This is a genomic window from Streptomyces sp. NPDC100445, assembly GCF_044759735.1.
Classification (GTDB): Bacteria; Actinomycetota; Actinomycetes; order Streptomycetales; family Streptomycetaceae; genus Streptomyces.
Genome location: NZ_JBIVZV010000003.1, coordinates 150,379 through 165,157 on the forward strand (window position 1 = coordinate 150,379; position 14,779 = coordinate 165,157).

General features: G+C 73.9%; 13 protein-coding genes. 7 read left to right on the forward strand and 6 right to left on the reverse strand.

All coding sequences use genetic code 11. From position 1 onward, the window contains the following. Positions 1 to 92: 92 nt before the first annotated feature. The 4 genes from ACIQVT_RS09645 (at position 93) to ACIQVT_RS09660 (ending at position 3,214) form a co-directional block, all read left to right on the forward strand. Positions 93 to 1,031, forward strand: a complete 939-nt coding sequence (locus ACIQVT_RS09645) for a diiron oxygenase (protein WP_403750073.1) — start codon at positions 93 to 95, stop codon at positions 1,029 to 1,031. 35 nt (positions 1,032 to 1,066) lie between these two features. Continuing rightward, on the forward strand, positions 1,067 to 1,723 hold the full coding sequence (locus ACIQVT_RS09650; protein WP_403750076.1) for a TetR/AcrR family transcriptional regulator: 657 nt from the start codon (positions 1,067 to 1,069) through the stop codon (positions 1,721 to 1,723). After that, positions 1,710 to 2,030 (forward strand): hypothetical protein, encoded by a 321-nt coding sequence (locus ACIQVT_RS09655; RefSeq protein WP_403750078.1) that lies wholly within the window; start codon positions 1,710 to 1,712, stop codon positions 2,028 to 2,030. Before ACIQVT_RS09650 ends, ACIQVT_RS09655 begins: the two co-directional genes overlap by 14 nt. Before the next feature lie 113 nt (positions 2,031 to 2,143). Continuing rightward, positions 2,144 to 3,214: an NlpC/P60 family protein gene (locus tag ACIQVT_RS09660; protein WP_403750080.1), complete on the forward strand. Its 1,071-nt coding sequence runs from the start codon at positions 2,144 to 2,146 to the stop codon at positions 3,212 to 3,214. Here the strand turns inward: ACIQVT_RS09660 and ACIQVT_RS09665 are convergent. From ACIQVT_RS09665 to ACIQVT_RS09685, 5 genes are read right to left on the reverse strand one after another with little or no spacing between them, the layout of a single operon-like run. Further along, positions 3,201 to 4,454, reverse strand: coding sequence for a styrene monooxygenase/indole monooxygenase family protein (locus tag ACIQVT_RS09665; protein ID WP_403750083.1), 1,254 nt, complete (start codon positions 4,452 to 4,454; stop codon positions 3,201 to 3,203). The two genes, ACIQVT_RS09660 and ACIQVT_RS09665, sit on opposite strands and share 14 nt — an antisense overlap. Before the next feature lie 24 nt (positions 4,455 to 4,478). Further along, on the reverse strand, positions 4,479 to 5,138 hold the full coding sequence (locus ACIQVT_RS09670) for a GTP-binding protein (protein WP_403750086.1): 660 nt from the start codon (positions 5,136 to 5,138) through the stop codon (positions 4,479 to 4,481). Next, positions 5,119 to 5,526, reverse strand: a complete 408-nt coding sequence (locus tag ACIQVT_RS09675) for a DUF742 domain-containing protein (RefSeq protein ID WP_403750089.1) — start codon at positions 5,524 to 5,526, stop codon at positions 5,119 to 5,121. The genes ACIQVT_RS09670 and ACIQVT_RS09675 overlap by 20 nt, the downstream gene beginning before the upstream one ends. Further along, positions 5,523 to 6,020: a roadblock/LC7 domain-containing protein gene (locus ACIQVT_RS09680; RefSeq protein ID WP_403750092.1), complete on the reverse strand. Its 498-nt coding sequence runs from the start codon at positions 6,018 to 6,020 to the stop codon at positions 5,523 to 5,525. The genes ACIQVT_RS09675 and ACIQVT_RS09680 overlap by 4 nt, the downstream gene beginning before the upstream one ends. Continuing rightward, complete coding sequence (locus ACIQVT_RS09685; RefSeq protein ID WP_403750095.1) at positions 6,017 to 8,989, reverse strand: nitrate- and nitrite sensing domain-containing protein; 2,973 nt, start codon at positions 8,987 to 8,989, stop codon at positions 6,017 to 6,019. The genes ACIQVT_RS09680 and ACIQVT_RS09685 overlap by 4 nt, the downstream gene beginning before the upstream one ends. A 371-nt stretch (positions 8,990 to 9,360) precedes the next feature. On the opposite strand from ACIQVT_RS09685, the gene ACIQVT_RS09690 reads away from it, so the two are divergent. Next, the gene (locus ACIQVT_RS09690) at positions 9,361 to 10,149 is read left to right on the forward strand and encodes a protein phosphatase 2C domain-containing protein (RefSeq protein WP_403750097.1); all 789 of its coding nucleotides are present in this window, start codon (positions 9,361 to 9,363) and stop codon (positions 10,147 to 10,149) included. Positions 10,150 to 10,605: 456 nt separating this feature from the next. Here the strand turns inward: ACIQVT_RS09690 and ACIQVT_RS09695 are convergent, their stop codons facing one another. Further along, a complete protein-coding gene (locus ACIQVT_RS09695) occupies positions 10,606 to 11,097 on the reverse strand; it encodes a MarR family winged helix-turn-helix transcriptional regulator (protein ID WP_403750098.1) in 492 nt (163 codons plus the stop codon). 227 nt (positions 11,098 to 11,324) lie between these two features. Here ACIQVT_RS09695 and ACIQVT_RS09700 point away from each other — a divergent pair, with 227 nt between their 5' ends. Further along, positions 11,325 to 12,161, forward strand: a complete 837-nt coding sequence (locus tag ACIQVT_RS09700; protein ID WP_403750100.1) for a lysozyme — start codon at positions 11,325 to 11,327, stop codon at positions 12,159 to 12,161. 116 nt (positions 12,162 to 12,277) lie between these two features. After that, positions 12,278 to 14,692, forward strand: coding sequence for a SpoIIE family protein phosphatase (locus ACIQVT_RS09705; protein WP_403750103.1), 2,415 nt, complete (start codon positions 12,278 to 12,280; stop codon positions 14,690 to 14,692). Positions 14,693 to 14,779 lie beyond the last annotated feature (87 nt).

Sequence of the window (14,779 nt, forward strand, 5' to 3'; positions counted from 1 at the left end):
CAACAAGTCGGGCGCAGGGGATTGACGCGCTTGCTGACAGGCAGTCTTATAAGAATACGACGACTACCCCCGGGTAACGAGGTGAGGGAGCCATGACGACCCTGACGGAAGCGGACGCGCTCGAGGGGCTGCGCGACGCGCTCGGCCTGCTGAAGGACCGGGAACAGGTGGCCGAACGCCTGCTCGTCTCTTCCGCCAAGCACTCCTTCGACCCGGACGAGGAGCTGGACTGGGACGCGCCCTTCGAGGAGGGCAAGTGGTTCTGGCCCCCGGAGCTGGTGTCGCTGTACGGCACCCCGATGTGGCGGCGGATGGGCGAGGAGCAGCGGCTGCTGCTGTCGCAGCACGAGGCGGCGGCGCTGGCCTCGCTCGGCATCTGGTTCGAGCTGATCCTCATGCAGCTGCTGGTCCGGCACGTCTACGACAAGGCGGCGACCAGCGCGCACGTGCGCTACGCGCTCACCGAGATCGAGGACGAGTGCCGCCACTCCAAGATGTTCGCCCGGCTGATCACGCACGGCGGCACGCCGTGGTACCCGGTGAGCCGCGCCCACCAGAACCTCGGCCGCCTGTTCAAGACGATCTCCACGACCCCCGGTTCCTTCACCGCCACCCTGCTCGGCGAGGAGGTCCTGGACTGGATGCAGCGCCTGACCTTCCCCGACGAGCGGGTCCAGACGCTGGTCCGGGGCGTCACGCGGATCCACGTCGTGGAGGAGGCGCGGCACGTCCGGTACGCCCGTGAGGAGCTGCGGCGCCAGATGGTGACCGCGCCGAAGTGGTCGCAGGAGTTCACCCGGGTCACCTCCGGGGAGTTCGCCCGGGTCTTCTCGGTGGCCTTCGTGAACCCGGAGGTGTACACCAACGTCGGCCTCGACAAGCGGGAGGCCATGGCGCAGGTGAAGGCGAGCGGGCACCGGCGGGAGGTCATGCAGACGGGCGCGAAGCGGCTGACCGACTTCCTGGACGACATAGGGGTGCTGCGCGGCGTCGGCCGGCGGCTGTGGCGGGCCTCCGGGCTGCTGGCCTGACACCCCGCCTCCCCGCGGCGATTAGGCTGCGGGACATGACCCCGTCCGCCAGTCCCGCCTACCGCCGGCTCAGTGTGGAGGAGCGGCGGCGTCAGCTCCTCGACGCCGCGCTCTCCCTCTTCGCGCACCGCGCCCCCGAGGACGTGTCCCTGGACGACGTGGCGGAGGCGGCCGGGGTCTCGCGTCCACTGGTGTACCGGTACTTCCCGGGCGGCAAGCAGCAGCTGTACGAAGCGGCGCTGGGGTCGGCCGCGGTGGAGCTCCAGCAGTGCTTCGACGAGCCGCGCGAGGGTCCGCCGCTGCCCCGCCTGTCCCGGGTGCTCGACCGGTACCTGGCGTTCGTGGACGGGCACGACACCGGCTTCAGCGCGCTGCTCCAGGGGGGCAGCGTGGTGGAGACCTCCCGCACGACCGCCCTCGTGGACGGGGTGCGCCGGTCCGCCGCCCGGCACATCTGCCGGCACCTCGACGTCACCGACCCCGGCCCCCGGCTGCGGATGACCGTCCGGATGTGGATCACGGCCGTGGAGGCGGCGTCCCTGATCTGGCTCGACGAGGGCAAGCAGCCGCCGGCCGGGGAGCTGCGCGACTGGCTGGTGGAGCAGTTCGTGGCCGTGCTCACGGTCACCGCGGGCCGGGACCCGGAGACCGCGGCGGTCGTCGGCGCGCTCACCGGGGATGACCGAGACTGAACCCGTGAAGAGCCAGGACACCCCCTTCGAGGGCGGGCCCATGGACGGCCGCGTGCTGCCCGTGCTGGTCGGCCCCACCGGGCACCCGCCGAAGACCTACCGCATCCCCGTCCCGGACCCGGAGGGCGGCGCGCCCACGGTGCTCGTCTACCACCGCGTGCCGCGCGGGCACAGCCGGCGGCTGGGGCTGGTCCAGGGCTGGAAGTACCGGTACGCCCCCGAGGACCGGTCGGGCGGCCGGCCGAAGTGGCCCTGGTCCCGGCCGGACGCCGCGCCGTCCGGCAACCCGGACGACCCGGACGGGTGACAGGGCTGCGCCGAACCGCGCACGCCCGGGGCGCGCCCCGCGCGCACACCCGCCGTCCTCGCGGTGCGATAAGCGGACGAAAATTCCGCACTCTGCGCACCCGAGGTGATGACGTGTCAGGAATGCTCCCGCGCCTGGCCTGCGCGGCCGCGGTGGCGGCCCAGGCCGTCCTCGTGCCCGTGCCGGCCGCCGCCGCACCCGATCCACAACGCTCCGTCGCCCAGCTTTTGACGGACCTCCAGCGGCTGTACCGGCAGACCGAACAGGCCACCGAGACGTACGACGCCACCACGGAACAGCTTCAACGGCAGCGCGCCGAGGTCGCCCGCCTCGACGGCGAACTGACCCGCGCCCGGCTCGCCCTGGACGGCAGCCGGTCCGACGCCGGGCGCCTGGCCCGGCAGCAGTACCAGAACAGCGGCGGCCTCGGCCCCTACGTCCGCGTGCTGCTCGCCCCCGACCCCCAGCACGCGCTCGACGAGGGCCACGTCATCGCCGAACTCGCCCGGGAACACGCGCGGACGGTGGCCCGGCTGACCGCCACGGAGAGACGCAGGGACGTACTGGCCCGTGCGGCCCGCAAGGCCCTGGACACCCAGCAGACCCTCGCCGGCCGGCAGCGCGGCCAGCGCGACGACGTGCGGGCCCGGCTGTCCGACGTGGAGCGCCTGCTCGCCGGGCTCACCCCGGAGCAGCTCGCGGCCGTGGCCCGGCTGGAGCAGCAGGGGGTCGAGCAGGCACAGCGCAAGCTCGTCACCGCGGGTGCCCTGCCCGCCGACCGCCCCGCCTCACCGGCGGGCGACCGCGCGGTCGACTACGCCCTGGACCAGCTCGGCAAGCCCTACCGGTGGGGCGCGCAGGGCCCGGACGCGTACGACTGCTCGGGCCTGACGTCCCAGGCGTGGACCCACGCGGGCACCCCGCTGCCGCGCACCAGCCAGGAACAGTGGGACCGGCTCCCGAAGGTCCCGCTGGACCGGCTCCGCCCGGGAGACCTGGTCGTGTACTTCCCGGAGGCGACGCACGTGGCGATGTACGTGGGCGACGGCAAGGTCGTCCAGGCACCGCGGCCCGGCGCGAAGGTGGAGGTCTCCCCGATCGCCGGCCACCCGATCCTCGGCGCGGTCCGGCCCGACCCGGACGCGCGCCTCCAGGGTCTTCGGCGGGCGGTCAGGCCCCGGTGACCGATGCCAGGTAGGCGGCCGTCTTCTCGGGGTCGTAGAAGAAGTTCTCGAAGTCGGCCGGGTCGTTGAAGGCGTTGGCGAACCGGTCGGCCACCGGCTGGAGCTGTCCGGCCGCGCCGATGAGGCCGAGCACGTGCTCCGGCGGCGGCGCCAGCATGGCATTGGTCCACTTGGTGACGTGCCGGGCGGTGGCCCAGTACCGGTCGAAGGTGGCCCGCATCCACTCCTCGTCGAACGGCTCGTCACCGCGCTCCAGGATCGACGCGAGGTAGGCGGCGGCGCACTTGGACGCCGAGTTGGAGCCCTGGCCGGTGACCGGGTCGTTCGCGACGACCACGTCGGCCACGCCCAGGACCAGGCCGCCGGAGGGCAGCCGGCCGATCGGGTTGCGCACGGTCGGGGCGTACCGGCCGGCCAGCGTGCCGCCGGCGTCGGTCAGTTCGACCTTCGTGGCCCGCGCGTACTCCCACGGAGTGAACTTCTCCATGAGCTCCAGGGTCAGGGACAGGTGCTCGGCCGGGTCCTTGACGCCCTTGAAGACGTCGAGCGGGCCGCCGGGTATGCCCTCCCAGAACAGGATGTCGGCGCGGCCCGAGGTGGTCAGGGTCGGCATGACGAACAGCTCGCCGACCCCGGGGACCAGGTTGCAGCGGACCGCGTCGAAGTCCGGGTGCTCGGGACGCGGGCCGAGCCCGTGGACGTAGGCCACCGCCAGCGCGCGCTGCGGCTCGCTGTACGGGGAGCGCTCGGGGTCGCGGGCGAACATCGACACCAGTTCGCCCTTGCCGGCCGCGACGAGGACGAGGTCGTAGGTGCGGGAGAAGTAGTCGAGGTCGCCGACGGCCGCGCCGTGGATGACCAGCTGGCCGCCGCGCTGGGCGAACGTCTCCATCCAGCCGGCCATCTTCACCCGCTGGTCCACCGACTGCGCGTACCCGTCGAGCCGGCCCACCCAGTCGATCGCCCGCTGGGTGGGGCCCGGGTCGTGCGAGCCGGGGGCCGCGACCGACACGCCGAGGCCCTGGATCTTCGGGGCCTGGGTCTCCCAGAAGTTGACCTGGAGGTCGCGCTCGTGCCCGAGTGCCGTGTCGAACATGCACTGCGTCGACATGACCCGGCCGGAGCGGATCTCGTCCGCGGTCCGGTTCGACATCAGGGTGACCTCGTAGCCGTGCGACTGGAGGCCGAGGGCGAGCTGGAGTCCGGACTGACCGGCTCCGACGACGAGTATCTTCCGCATGCGGGTGGTGGCTCCTTACAGGGACTACTCGGGTGTTTCGGCCAGCGCGTGGCCCACCAGGGACAGCAGGGTCTCGATCACCGAGATCCGGCGCCGGGCGTCCATGATCATGACAGGGACGTGCGCGGGGATCGTCAGCGCCTCCCGCACGTCCTCCGGCTCGAACCGCTCGCTGTCGTCGAAGTGGTTGACGGCGACGACGTACGGCAGCGCGCAGCTCTCGAAGTAGTCCAGCGCCGGGAAGCAGTCCTTCAGGCGGCGGGTGTCCGCCAGGACCACGGCGCCTATCGCGCCGCGCACCAGGTCGTCCCACATGAACCAGAACCGCTGCTGGCCCGGCGTGCCGAACAGGTAGAGCACCAGGTCGTCGTCGAGCGTGATGCGGCCGAAGTCCATGGCCACGGTGGTGGTGAGCTTGCCCGGGGTGGCGGACAGGTCGTCGGTGCCCTCGCTGGCCTCGGTCATCAGCGCCTCGGTCTGGAGGGGTGTGATCTCCGAGACGGAGGTGACCAGGGTGGTCTTGCCGACGCCGAAGCCCCCCGCCACCACGATCTTCGTGGCGACGGGGGCGCGGGTGCGGTCCGTCTGCCAGGACCTCAGGTCCTCGTCGGGCTCGGCGAAGCCGGCGACGAGGGGGGTGCCTCCGACCGGGGAGGCGGCGGCGTCAGAGACGGCGGAGTCCACTCAGCACCCTTTCCAGCAGCGCGCGGTCCGGGCGGCCGGTGCCGTGCCCGGTACCGGTGCCGTACACACGGATCTTTCCCTGGTCCGCGAGATCGCTCAGGAGCACGCGGACCACGCCGAGCGGCATCTTGAGCAGCGCGGCGATCTCGGCCACCGTGCGCATACGGCGGCACAGTTCGACGATGGCCCGCATCTCCGGCATGATCCGGGTCGCGAGCGAGCCGTTCGTCAGTTCCCTGCGCTCCTCGGGGGCCTCCAGCGCGGCCACGAAGGTCTCCACGAGGAGGACGTGGCCGAAGCGGGTACGGCCGCCGGTCAGCGAGTAGGGGCGGACGCGGGCGGGTTTGCGGTCGCCGCCGCGGACGGGCAGTTTGGCTGTGCCGGTCATCGGGCGCTCCCCGTCGACTGGGACTCGAGTGACTGCCGTAGCTCCGAGCGGAGCTCCGGGGTGAGGACGTGGCCGGCGCGGCCGACGAACAGCGCCATGTGGTAGGCCACCACGCTCATGTCGCACTCGGCGGAGCCGTGCACGCCGAGCAGCGAGCCGTCGCTGATCGACATCACGAACAGGCTGCCCTCCGCCATCGCGACCATCGTGTGCCGGACCCCGCCGGAGTCCATCAGCTTGGCCGCCCCGACGGTGAGGCTGCCGATGCCGGAGACGATGGTGGCGAGGTCGGCCGAGGACCCGCGGGGGCCCTTCGCCGGGCCGGCCCGGCGGGACTGCTCGGTGTGTCCGGGATCGGACGAGAGCAGCAACAGGCCGTCCGAGGAGACCACGGCGACGGACTGGATGCCGGGTACTTCCTCGACCAGGTTGGTCAGCAGCCAGTGCAGGTTGCGGGCTTCGCTGCTCAGTCCGTAGGTAGTGGGCGCGGTCAACTGCTTGCCTCCTCGGCTGTGCCCCCCGTGGTTGGTGTGGTGTGTGCGGCGATCTCCGCCTCCACGTCGCGGTAGCCGGCCACGGCTCCCCGGCGGAACCCGCCGAGCCTGCGGCGCAGGGCGTCGGCGTCGACGCTCTCGGTGCGCTGGCGGGGCGGTGCCGCGGGTGCGGTGATCCTGGGCGTGCGCTTGGGCAGGCCCTTGCTGGTGACCGCCTCGGTCTCGTCCTCGGTGGATTCGTCCGGGCCGGCGCCGCCGGTCGGGGTGTCGGCGCCGGGCGCGTCCGGTCGCGGAGCGGCCGTGCTCCGCGCCCTGGTGGCCGGGTCCTGCTCCGGGGGGGTCGGGTCCTGGTGCGCGGCCGACGGGTCCCGCTCCGGGGGGGTCGCGGACAGCTCGGGGAGCAGCAGCTCCATCGTGGTCTCGGCGGGCGTCTCCGGCGGCGCCTTGGGCCGTGCCGGCGCGTCCTGCGGGCGGCGCTGCCCGGGGGTCTCCGCCCGGGTGTGCGTCTCGGCCCCGGTGTGCGTCTCCGCCCGGGTGTGCGTCTCCGCCCGGGTGTGCGTCTCGGCGACCCCGGACTCCGGCGCGGGCGCCTCGGGTCGCGTCTGTTCGGGCCGGGTCTCCGCGGGCTGGGGGCTCCCGGCCTGGATCTCCGCGGCCTGGGGGTTCGCGGCCTGGGGGTTCGCGGCCTGGGGGTCCTCGGGCTTCGCCGGCGTGTCGCCGGCGGCGCGGGCCGCCTTCTCCGCCAGCGCGACCAGCGGGTCGGGGTCCGCGGCACGGCCGTGCAGGACGTTGGAGTTGGCCTCGGCGTCGGCGCCCGGCAGGGAGTAGGTGCCGGTGCCGCTCATGGACGCGGCCGGCGGCGACGCGGCCGACGGGGGCTCGGTGAGGAGAGAGGCCGGGAGGACCACGACCGCGGCGATCCCGCCCTGCTTCTGCTCGCGCAACTGGACGCGGACGCCGTGGCGCTGGGCGAGGCGGGCGACGACGTACAGGCCGAGCCCCAGGTTCTCGCCGGCCTCCTGGTCGTACGGCGACGCGGGGTCGAAGTCGGCGAGGCGGGCGTTGAGGCGGTCGAGGCGCTCCTCGGTCATGCCGATGCCCTCGTCCTGCACGGACAGCATGACCTCGCCGGACTCCAGCAGCCAGCCGGAGACTTCCACGTGCAGGTCCGGCGGCGAGAACGACGTGGCGTTCTCCATCAGCTCGGCAAGCAGGTGGGAGAGGTCGTCGGCGGCGAAGCCCACGAGGTGCGCGTGCGGGGGCAGGGCCGCGATGCGGACGCGTTCGTAGCGCTCGATCTCGCTGACCGCCGCCCGGACCACGTCGACCAGCGGTACCGGGCCGGGGTGCTGCTGGACGTGCTCGGTGCCGGCCAGGACCAGCAGGTTCTCGCTGTGCCGGCGCATGACCGTGGCGAAGTGGTCGAGCTTGAAGAGCGTGGCCAGGCGCTCGGGGTCCTGCTCGCGGTCCTCCAGGCCCTCGATGACCGCCAGCTGGCGCTCGACCAGGCCCAGCGTGCGCAGGGCCAGGTTGACGAAGGTGGAACCGATGCTGGTGCGCAGCCGCTCCAGCTGGCCGGAGGACTCGGCGAGTTCGGCGCGCAGCTCCTCGCGGGCGTCGGCCATCTTCTGCCGCTGGCCCACCAGGTGCCTGCGGTCCGTCTCCAGCGTCCCCACCCGCTCGTGCAGGGTCACGGCGTGCGCGTGCAGGGCGTTGACCGAGCGGACCACCTGAGCGAACTCGTCGTTGCGGCCGGTGAAGGCGATCGGCTCCTGGGCCGCCGGGTCCTCGGCCCCCGCGAGGCGGGCGGAACCGCGGCGCAGCACCGACAGCGGGCGGGTCAGGGTGCGGGCCATGGCCGCGGTGACACCGATCGCCACCAGCATCAGCACGCCCAGGACCGCGACGCGGACCTCCAGGTCGGTGACGTCGTCGTCGCGCAGCGCGGCGAGGTCCTTGGTGCGGTGGTCGTAGAGCGCCGACTCGGCGCCGCGCATCAGGTCGACGCGGGCGGACAGGGCGGCGTCCAGCTTCTTGGTGCTGGTCGTCAGCTCGCTGTCGGCCAGGGTCGGCTGGTCGGTCAGCGTGGCCAGGTACTTCTCGGCCGAGTTGACCTCCGGGCCGGTGACCGTGGCGTCGTAGGAGTCCACGGCCGACCGGGGCGCGGTGTCGCGGAAGCCGGCGATGGCCGCGTCGGCGCGCAGCCGGGCCTGCTGGGCGGCGACGGTGAGCGCGTCGCGCTGCCTGGCCTCCGCGTCGGTGGCCGTGGCGGACGTGGTCGGCAGGCCGGTGGCGGGGTCGATCGCCGTCCGGGAGTGGGAGGGGACGTTCAGCGCCGCCAGCAGCAGGCCGCGGGCGGCGGCGGACTGCTGGACGGCGGAGTCCAGCTCGGCGAGGGCGTGGGCCCCGGAACCGGCCCTCGGGGGCGTCCGGTCGGCCAGCCGCTCGGCGAGCCGGTGCAGTGCGGTGATCGTCCCCGAGTACGCCTGGTGGGCCTGGAGGGCGCTGCTCTTGCCGGTGAGGGCCGCGCGCCGGACCGCGTCGATGCCGCCGAGCTCGGCGCGCAGGTCCGCCGGGGTGTCGGTGTCGGCGCGCACCTCCTCGACCTGCCGGTCCACGCGGGCGCTGCGGTCCTCGGCGGGCGCCTTGGAGCGGGGCCGGCCGGCCGCGATGTAGGAGGTGACCTCGTCCCGCTCGTCGGCGAGGGAGTGGGCGAGGGTCAGCGCGTCCTGGGTGCGGGCGGCCAGCGTCACGAGGTCCTGGGAGTCGCTGACGTCCCGGGAGGCGGCGAGCACGGCGGGCGCGCCCGCGCCGGCCACGGCCGCGGCGACCACCGCCACGGCGACGATCAGCCGGTTGCGCACATGGGTGGGGCGGCCGGTGCCCACGGGTGTCTGCGGGGCGGTCCCCGCGGGGGCCGTCTGACTGCCTGTGCGCCGAGGCCGCTTCATCTGCACCGGTGCTCGCATTCCTGAACTCGTCTACCCAGGGCCCGGGTGGCACCCCGTCATCACGGTGCCAAGTGGTGCGTACACCCGGTTCGTACGGTTCCCGACCCTCCCAGCGCCGGTGGGCAGTGGTCGCGCATCACCTGACCCGCCACCCGAAGGAGTGAACATCGGAGGGGAGTTGGCGGGCAAGTTCCTCTGGCCAGTGCGCGGGCCTTGCGCGGTGGGCCGGTTGGACGCGCGCGGCAGGCTTTGGCAGTATTCGCCAGCACGCCTTCCCGGAGTAGATCATTACGCCCCAAATCCGGCGCCTGACCTGCGGGGTCATGGGAATCGGCCACCGCTTGCCAGTCTTTGGCGGAGCGTGTGGAGGTGTCGTGCAGACTGGCCGGATGCGCACTGATCTCGTTTCCGAACCCGGTGACGCGGCCCGCCCCGACGAGGACTTCGCCGCGGTCGGGCTACCCGCCTGCGGACAGGGAGGTTGCGTCGTCGTCCTGGACGGGGTGACTCCGCCCAGCGACGGGACGGGCTGTCTGCATTCCGTCCCCTGGTTCACCGCGCGTCTGGGCGGCGCGCTGACCGAACTGACCGTTTCCAACCGAGATCTGACACTGTCGGAGATCCTCGCGGCGGCCATCCGGCGCACCGCCGACGCCCACGCGGGCACCTGTGACCTTTCTCACCCGCGGACGCCGCAGGCAACCGTGGCCCTGGCCCGCTGGTCCGCCACCACCGTGGAGTACCTGGTGCTGTCCGACTCCGCGCTGCTGCTGCGGGGGCCCGACGGCACGGTCACCCCGGTGCTGGACGATCGGCTGGCCCGGCTGCCCCGCGCCGCGCTGGCCACGGCGGCCCTGGTCGACGCGCGCCTGCGCAACCGGGAGGGCGGCTTCTTCACGGCCGCCGCCGACCCGGACGTGGCCGCCCGCGCGGTCGCCGGCACGGTGCCCCGGCACTCGGTCCGGGCCCTGGCCGCGCTGACGGACGGCGCGACCCGCTGGACGGAGACGTTCCGTGAGGGCGACTGGACCGCCCTCCTCGACGTGGTCGCGAAGGAGGGCGCACGGTCCCTGATCGACCGGGTCCGCGCCCTGGAGGACGCCGACCGGGAGGAACGCGCGTTCCTGGGCAACGCCAAGACACACGACGACGCGACGGTGGTGTACGCCGAGCTGTGAGGGGGGCCGGCCGCTCGCCGGGCGTTCGGGTACGGGGACCGGGCACGCCGAGGCCGCTGGTGTGACGCACGGAGAGCGTAGGGACGGGGCCGCTCGCACCCGGCGGAAGCCGGCCGCGCGACGGCGTTCGCGTACGGAGGCGGGCGCACCGACGCCACCGATATGACGCGCACGGAGAGCGTAGGGACGGGGCCGTTCGCACCCGCGCCGGCCCACGAGGATGGCCCACAGCGGCGCCGCGAGGGATGCGTGCACGGCCGCACCCGATGCGGGGCGCACGATCCCCGGCGTGCCGATGGGGCTCCGCGCACCCGCGGCCGGTAGCTAGGCCGACCCCGCTCGGCGTCGCCACGAAGGCGCGCCCGCCCGGTCGGCCTGCCGGGAGTGTGCGGGGCCGGGTTGCCGTGGGGATGCGTGGTGGGGCAGGCCGGAGGGCGGGTGCGGGCCGCCGCGCGGTCACTTCTCCATGCCGCCGTTGAGTTCGTGGAGCAGCCGGGCCAGCTCGGCGACCTCGTGACGGTCCCAGTGGGCGAGCTGGCGGACGTACCGGGCGCGGCGGGCCTCGCGGACCGTGCCGACGCGGCGGCGGCCCTCGTCGGTGAGGGTGACGAGCCAGGCGCGGCCGTCGGCGGGGTCGGGCTCGCGGGCGATCAGCCCGAGTTCCTCCAGGGCACGCAGTTGCCGGGACATGGTGGCCTTGCCGACGCCGATGTAGGCGGCGAGTGCCGTGGCCCGCTGGCCGCCGAGTTCGTCCAGCCGGATGAGCAGGCCGTAGGCGGAGGACTCCAGGTCGGGATGGACCGCGCGGGCCATCTCCCCCTGGCTGGCCCGGGCGCGCCGGAGCAGCACGGTCAACTCCCGTTCCAGCGCGAGGAATTCCTGGTCCGCGCCACTGGGCGTCGTCTGGCCGGTGACGCCACGCGCGCCACCGTTTCCGTCCTCGTGCACGTCAGCACCTTTGCTCGGTTTCGCTGGTCTGAAAGTTTCTGCCGTACGTCGTCATCACCGCAGCTCCGCCAGTATTTCGTAGGCGTAGACCAACGGCGTCCTCCGGACCCCCTTCCCACCCCTTATCTACGTGCGTAGCTTCTTTACGAGGCAATCAATGGCATGCCCACGCCATTGGATCAGCGGTCCGCGCCCCGTCCCCCACTTCACTCCCCCGGAGGCACGTCATGGCCGTGCTCAGACCCGGTTCCATCCGCTCCCCCCGCCCGCGCACCCTCGCCGCCCCCCTCACGGCCCTGTTCGCGGCGGTCGCCCTCACGTGCACGCTCACCCCCGCGCACGCCGCGACCACGCCCAGCCGCGGCTCCGCCTACCTCGGCATCGGTGTCCTCGCCCACGACGGCCGAGGCGGTGCCCCCACCACCGGCGCCCAGGCCACCCAGACCGAGGGCGTGGACGTCTCCGCCTACCAGGGCAACGTCGCCTGGTCCACCCTGTGGACCAGCGGGGTGCGCTGGGCGTACTCCAAGGCCACCGAGGGGACGTACTACACGAACCCCTACTTCGCCCAGCAGTACAACGGCTCGTACAACGTGGGCATGATCCGGGGCGCCTACCACTTCGCGACCCCCGACACCGCCGGCGGCGCCGCCCAGGCGAACTACTTCGTCGACCACGGCGGCGGCTGGTCCCGGGACGGCAGGACACTGCCCGGCACGCTCGACATCGAGTGGAACCCCTACGGCGCCGCCTGCTACGGCAAGACGGCGAGCCAGATGGCCGGCTGGATCGCCGACTTCGTCAACACCTACAAGGCGCGCACCGGTCGCTACCCCGTCATCTACACGGCCGCCAGCTGGTGGACCCAGTGCACCGGCGACTACAGCGGCTTCGCCGTGAACGACCCGCTGTGGATCGCCCGCTACGCCGCGGACCCGGGGACGCTGCCGGCCGGATGGGCGTTCCAGACGATGTGGCAGTACACCTCCTCCGGACCGACCGTCGGCGACCACGACAGGTTCAACGGCGCGCTGGACCGGGTGCAGGCCCTGGCCAACGGGTAGCGGCCGGCCCGGTCCCACCCCGCCGCGTCCGGCGGTCCTCCCTGCGTTGGTGCTCCGCGCCGCCCGGGATCATGCTGGTCAGGAGAGCCTGCCGAGCAAGGGCGAGATGAGCGGCGATGGAGCGACAGTCGACGTACACGGCCACGGCCACCATCGATGACCGGGGCATCCTGACCGGCTGGAGCGAGGGCGCGCGGCGGCTGCTCGGCTACGACCCGCCGGCGGTCGTCGGCCGCCCCGCGACCACGCTGCTCGCCACGGACGGCGCTGCCGTCCGGCGGGCCCTGGCCGGCCGGACCCGCTGGAACGGCACGGTCCCGCTGCGCCACCAGGACGGCCGGCTGCTGGAACTCGGCGTCCTCGCCCATCGCCGGACCTCCGGCACCGGCGTCTCCGACTGGCTCGCGGTGAGCGCCGTGACACCCCGGGTCCAGCCGCCCCGCGGCGAGCCGCTGGAGGAGTGGACGTTCCTCCAGTCGCCCTTTCCGCTGGCGGTCTTCGACACCGACCTGCGCCTGGTGCGCGCCAACCGCCGGCTGGAGCACGCCCTCGCCCTGCCCGAGGCGGCGATGCGCGGACTGCGCCTGACCCACATCGTGCCGGGCGCCGCCGGGGAGGAGGCCGACCGGTCGATGCGGCTGGCCCTGGAGACCGGTCGACCCGAGGAGGCGCGCGGTCCCCTCGCCCCCGGCCTCGCCCCGGCCACCGTCCTGACCCCGCTGAAGGACGCCGGCGGCGAGGTGCGTGCCGTCTGCCTGTCCGTGCAGCAGCCCGACCGGGACTCCGCCACCGGGCAGCGCGCCCCGGCGGACTCCGGCTCGCGCGTCGGGACGGTGGCGGACCAGGCCCGCGCCGCGCAGGAACTCGGCGAGGTCACCGTCCCCCGGCTCGCCGACGTCATGGCGGTCGATCTGCTGGACTCCCCGCGCACCGGCGAACAGGGCGGCGGGTCCCCCGATCCGATCGTGCTGCGCCGGGCCGCGCTGCGCGCCCTGCCGGAGGGCGGGGGCCCGCGCCGCGGCACCGGAGCACCCGCCGATGCCGGCACCGGAGCCCCCGCGGGCACCGGCACGGGAGCACCCGCGGGCACCGGCATCGGTGACGCCGTCGTCTGCCCGGCGGACTCGCCGCCCGCCCAGTGCCTGGCGGCGGCCCGCCCGCTGCTGTACGACACCGCCGACCCGGCCGTCGCCGGGTGGGCCGCGCTGGACCCGGGCGCCGCCTGGCTGGCCGCGTCCGGGGCGCGCGCCCTGCTGGCGGTGCCCCTCCTCCACCGGGGCAGCACGCTCGGTGTGGCCCTGTTCGCCCGCCACCCGGGGCGGGGGGCGTTCGGGCCCGAGGACCTCCGGCTGGCGGAGGAGTTCACCGCCAAGGCGGCCGCCGGCATCCAGCAGGCCCGGGACCACTCCGAGTCCCGTACGACCACGATGACCCTCCAGCGCAGCCTGCTCCCGCACACGCTGCCCGACCAGGCCGCGCTGGAGATCGCCACGCGCTATCTGCCGGCCGCCACCCGGGCCGGGGTGGGCGGGGACTGGTTCGACGTGATCCCGCTGTCCGGGGCGCGGGTGGCGCTGGTCGTGGGCGACGTGGTCGGGCACGGCATGCGCGCCTCCGCCACCATGGGCCGGCTGCGCACGGCGGTGCGCACCCTGGCCGACGTCGACCTGCCGGCCGACGAGCTGCTCACCCACCTCGACGACCTGGTGCTCCGGCTGGCCGCCGACGAGGGCAGTGCGGACCCGGCCGGCGACACCGCGGGCGGCATCGGCACCACCTGTCTGTACGCGGTCTACGATCCGGTGTCGCGCCGGTGCACCATGGCGCGGGCCGGCCATCCGCCCCCCGCCGTGGTCACCCCGGACGGGACGGTCCGCTTCGTCGACGTGCCCGCGGGGCCGCCGCTGGGGCTCGGCGGGCTGCCGTTCGAGGCGGTGGAGACCGAACTGCCCGAGGGCAGCGTGCTCGCCCTCTACACCGACGGGCTGCTCGAGGCCCGCGACCACGACATCGACGAGGCACTGGACAAGATGTTCCGCGCGCTCGGCCGCCCGGCGAAGTCGCTGGAGTCGGTGTGCGACCGGGTGCTCACCGAGTTGCTCAGCCACCGTCCCGACGACGACATCGCCCTGCTGGTCGCGCGCACCCGGGCGCTGCACGCGGACCGGGTCGCCTCCTGGGAACTCGACAACGAGTTCACCGTCGTCTCCGTGGCCCGCCGGTACGCCACCGACCAGCTCACCACCTGGGGCCTGGACGAGGCCGCGTTCACCACGGAGCTGATGGTCAGCGAGCTGGTCACCAACGCGATCCGCTACGGCCGCCCGCCCATCCAGCTCCGGCTGATCCACCAGGGCCGCAAGCTGATCTGCGAGGTGTACGACTCCAGCGGCACCACCCCGCACATGCGGCGCGCCCGCATCTTCGACGAGGGCGGGCGGGGCCTGCTGCTGGTGGCGCAACTGGCCGAACGGTGGGGCACCCGGCACGACCGGGTGGGCAAGACGGTGTGGGCGGAGCAGTCGGTCTGACGCCTTCGGACCCGGACAGGCCGCCGCCCCGCCACAGGTAGGGACCGCGACCGTGCAGGGCGAAGGCCCGGACCTCCCGTACGGGAA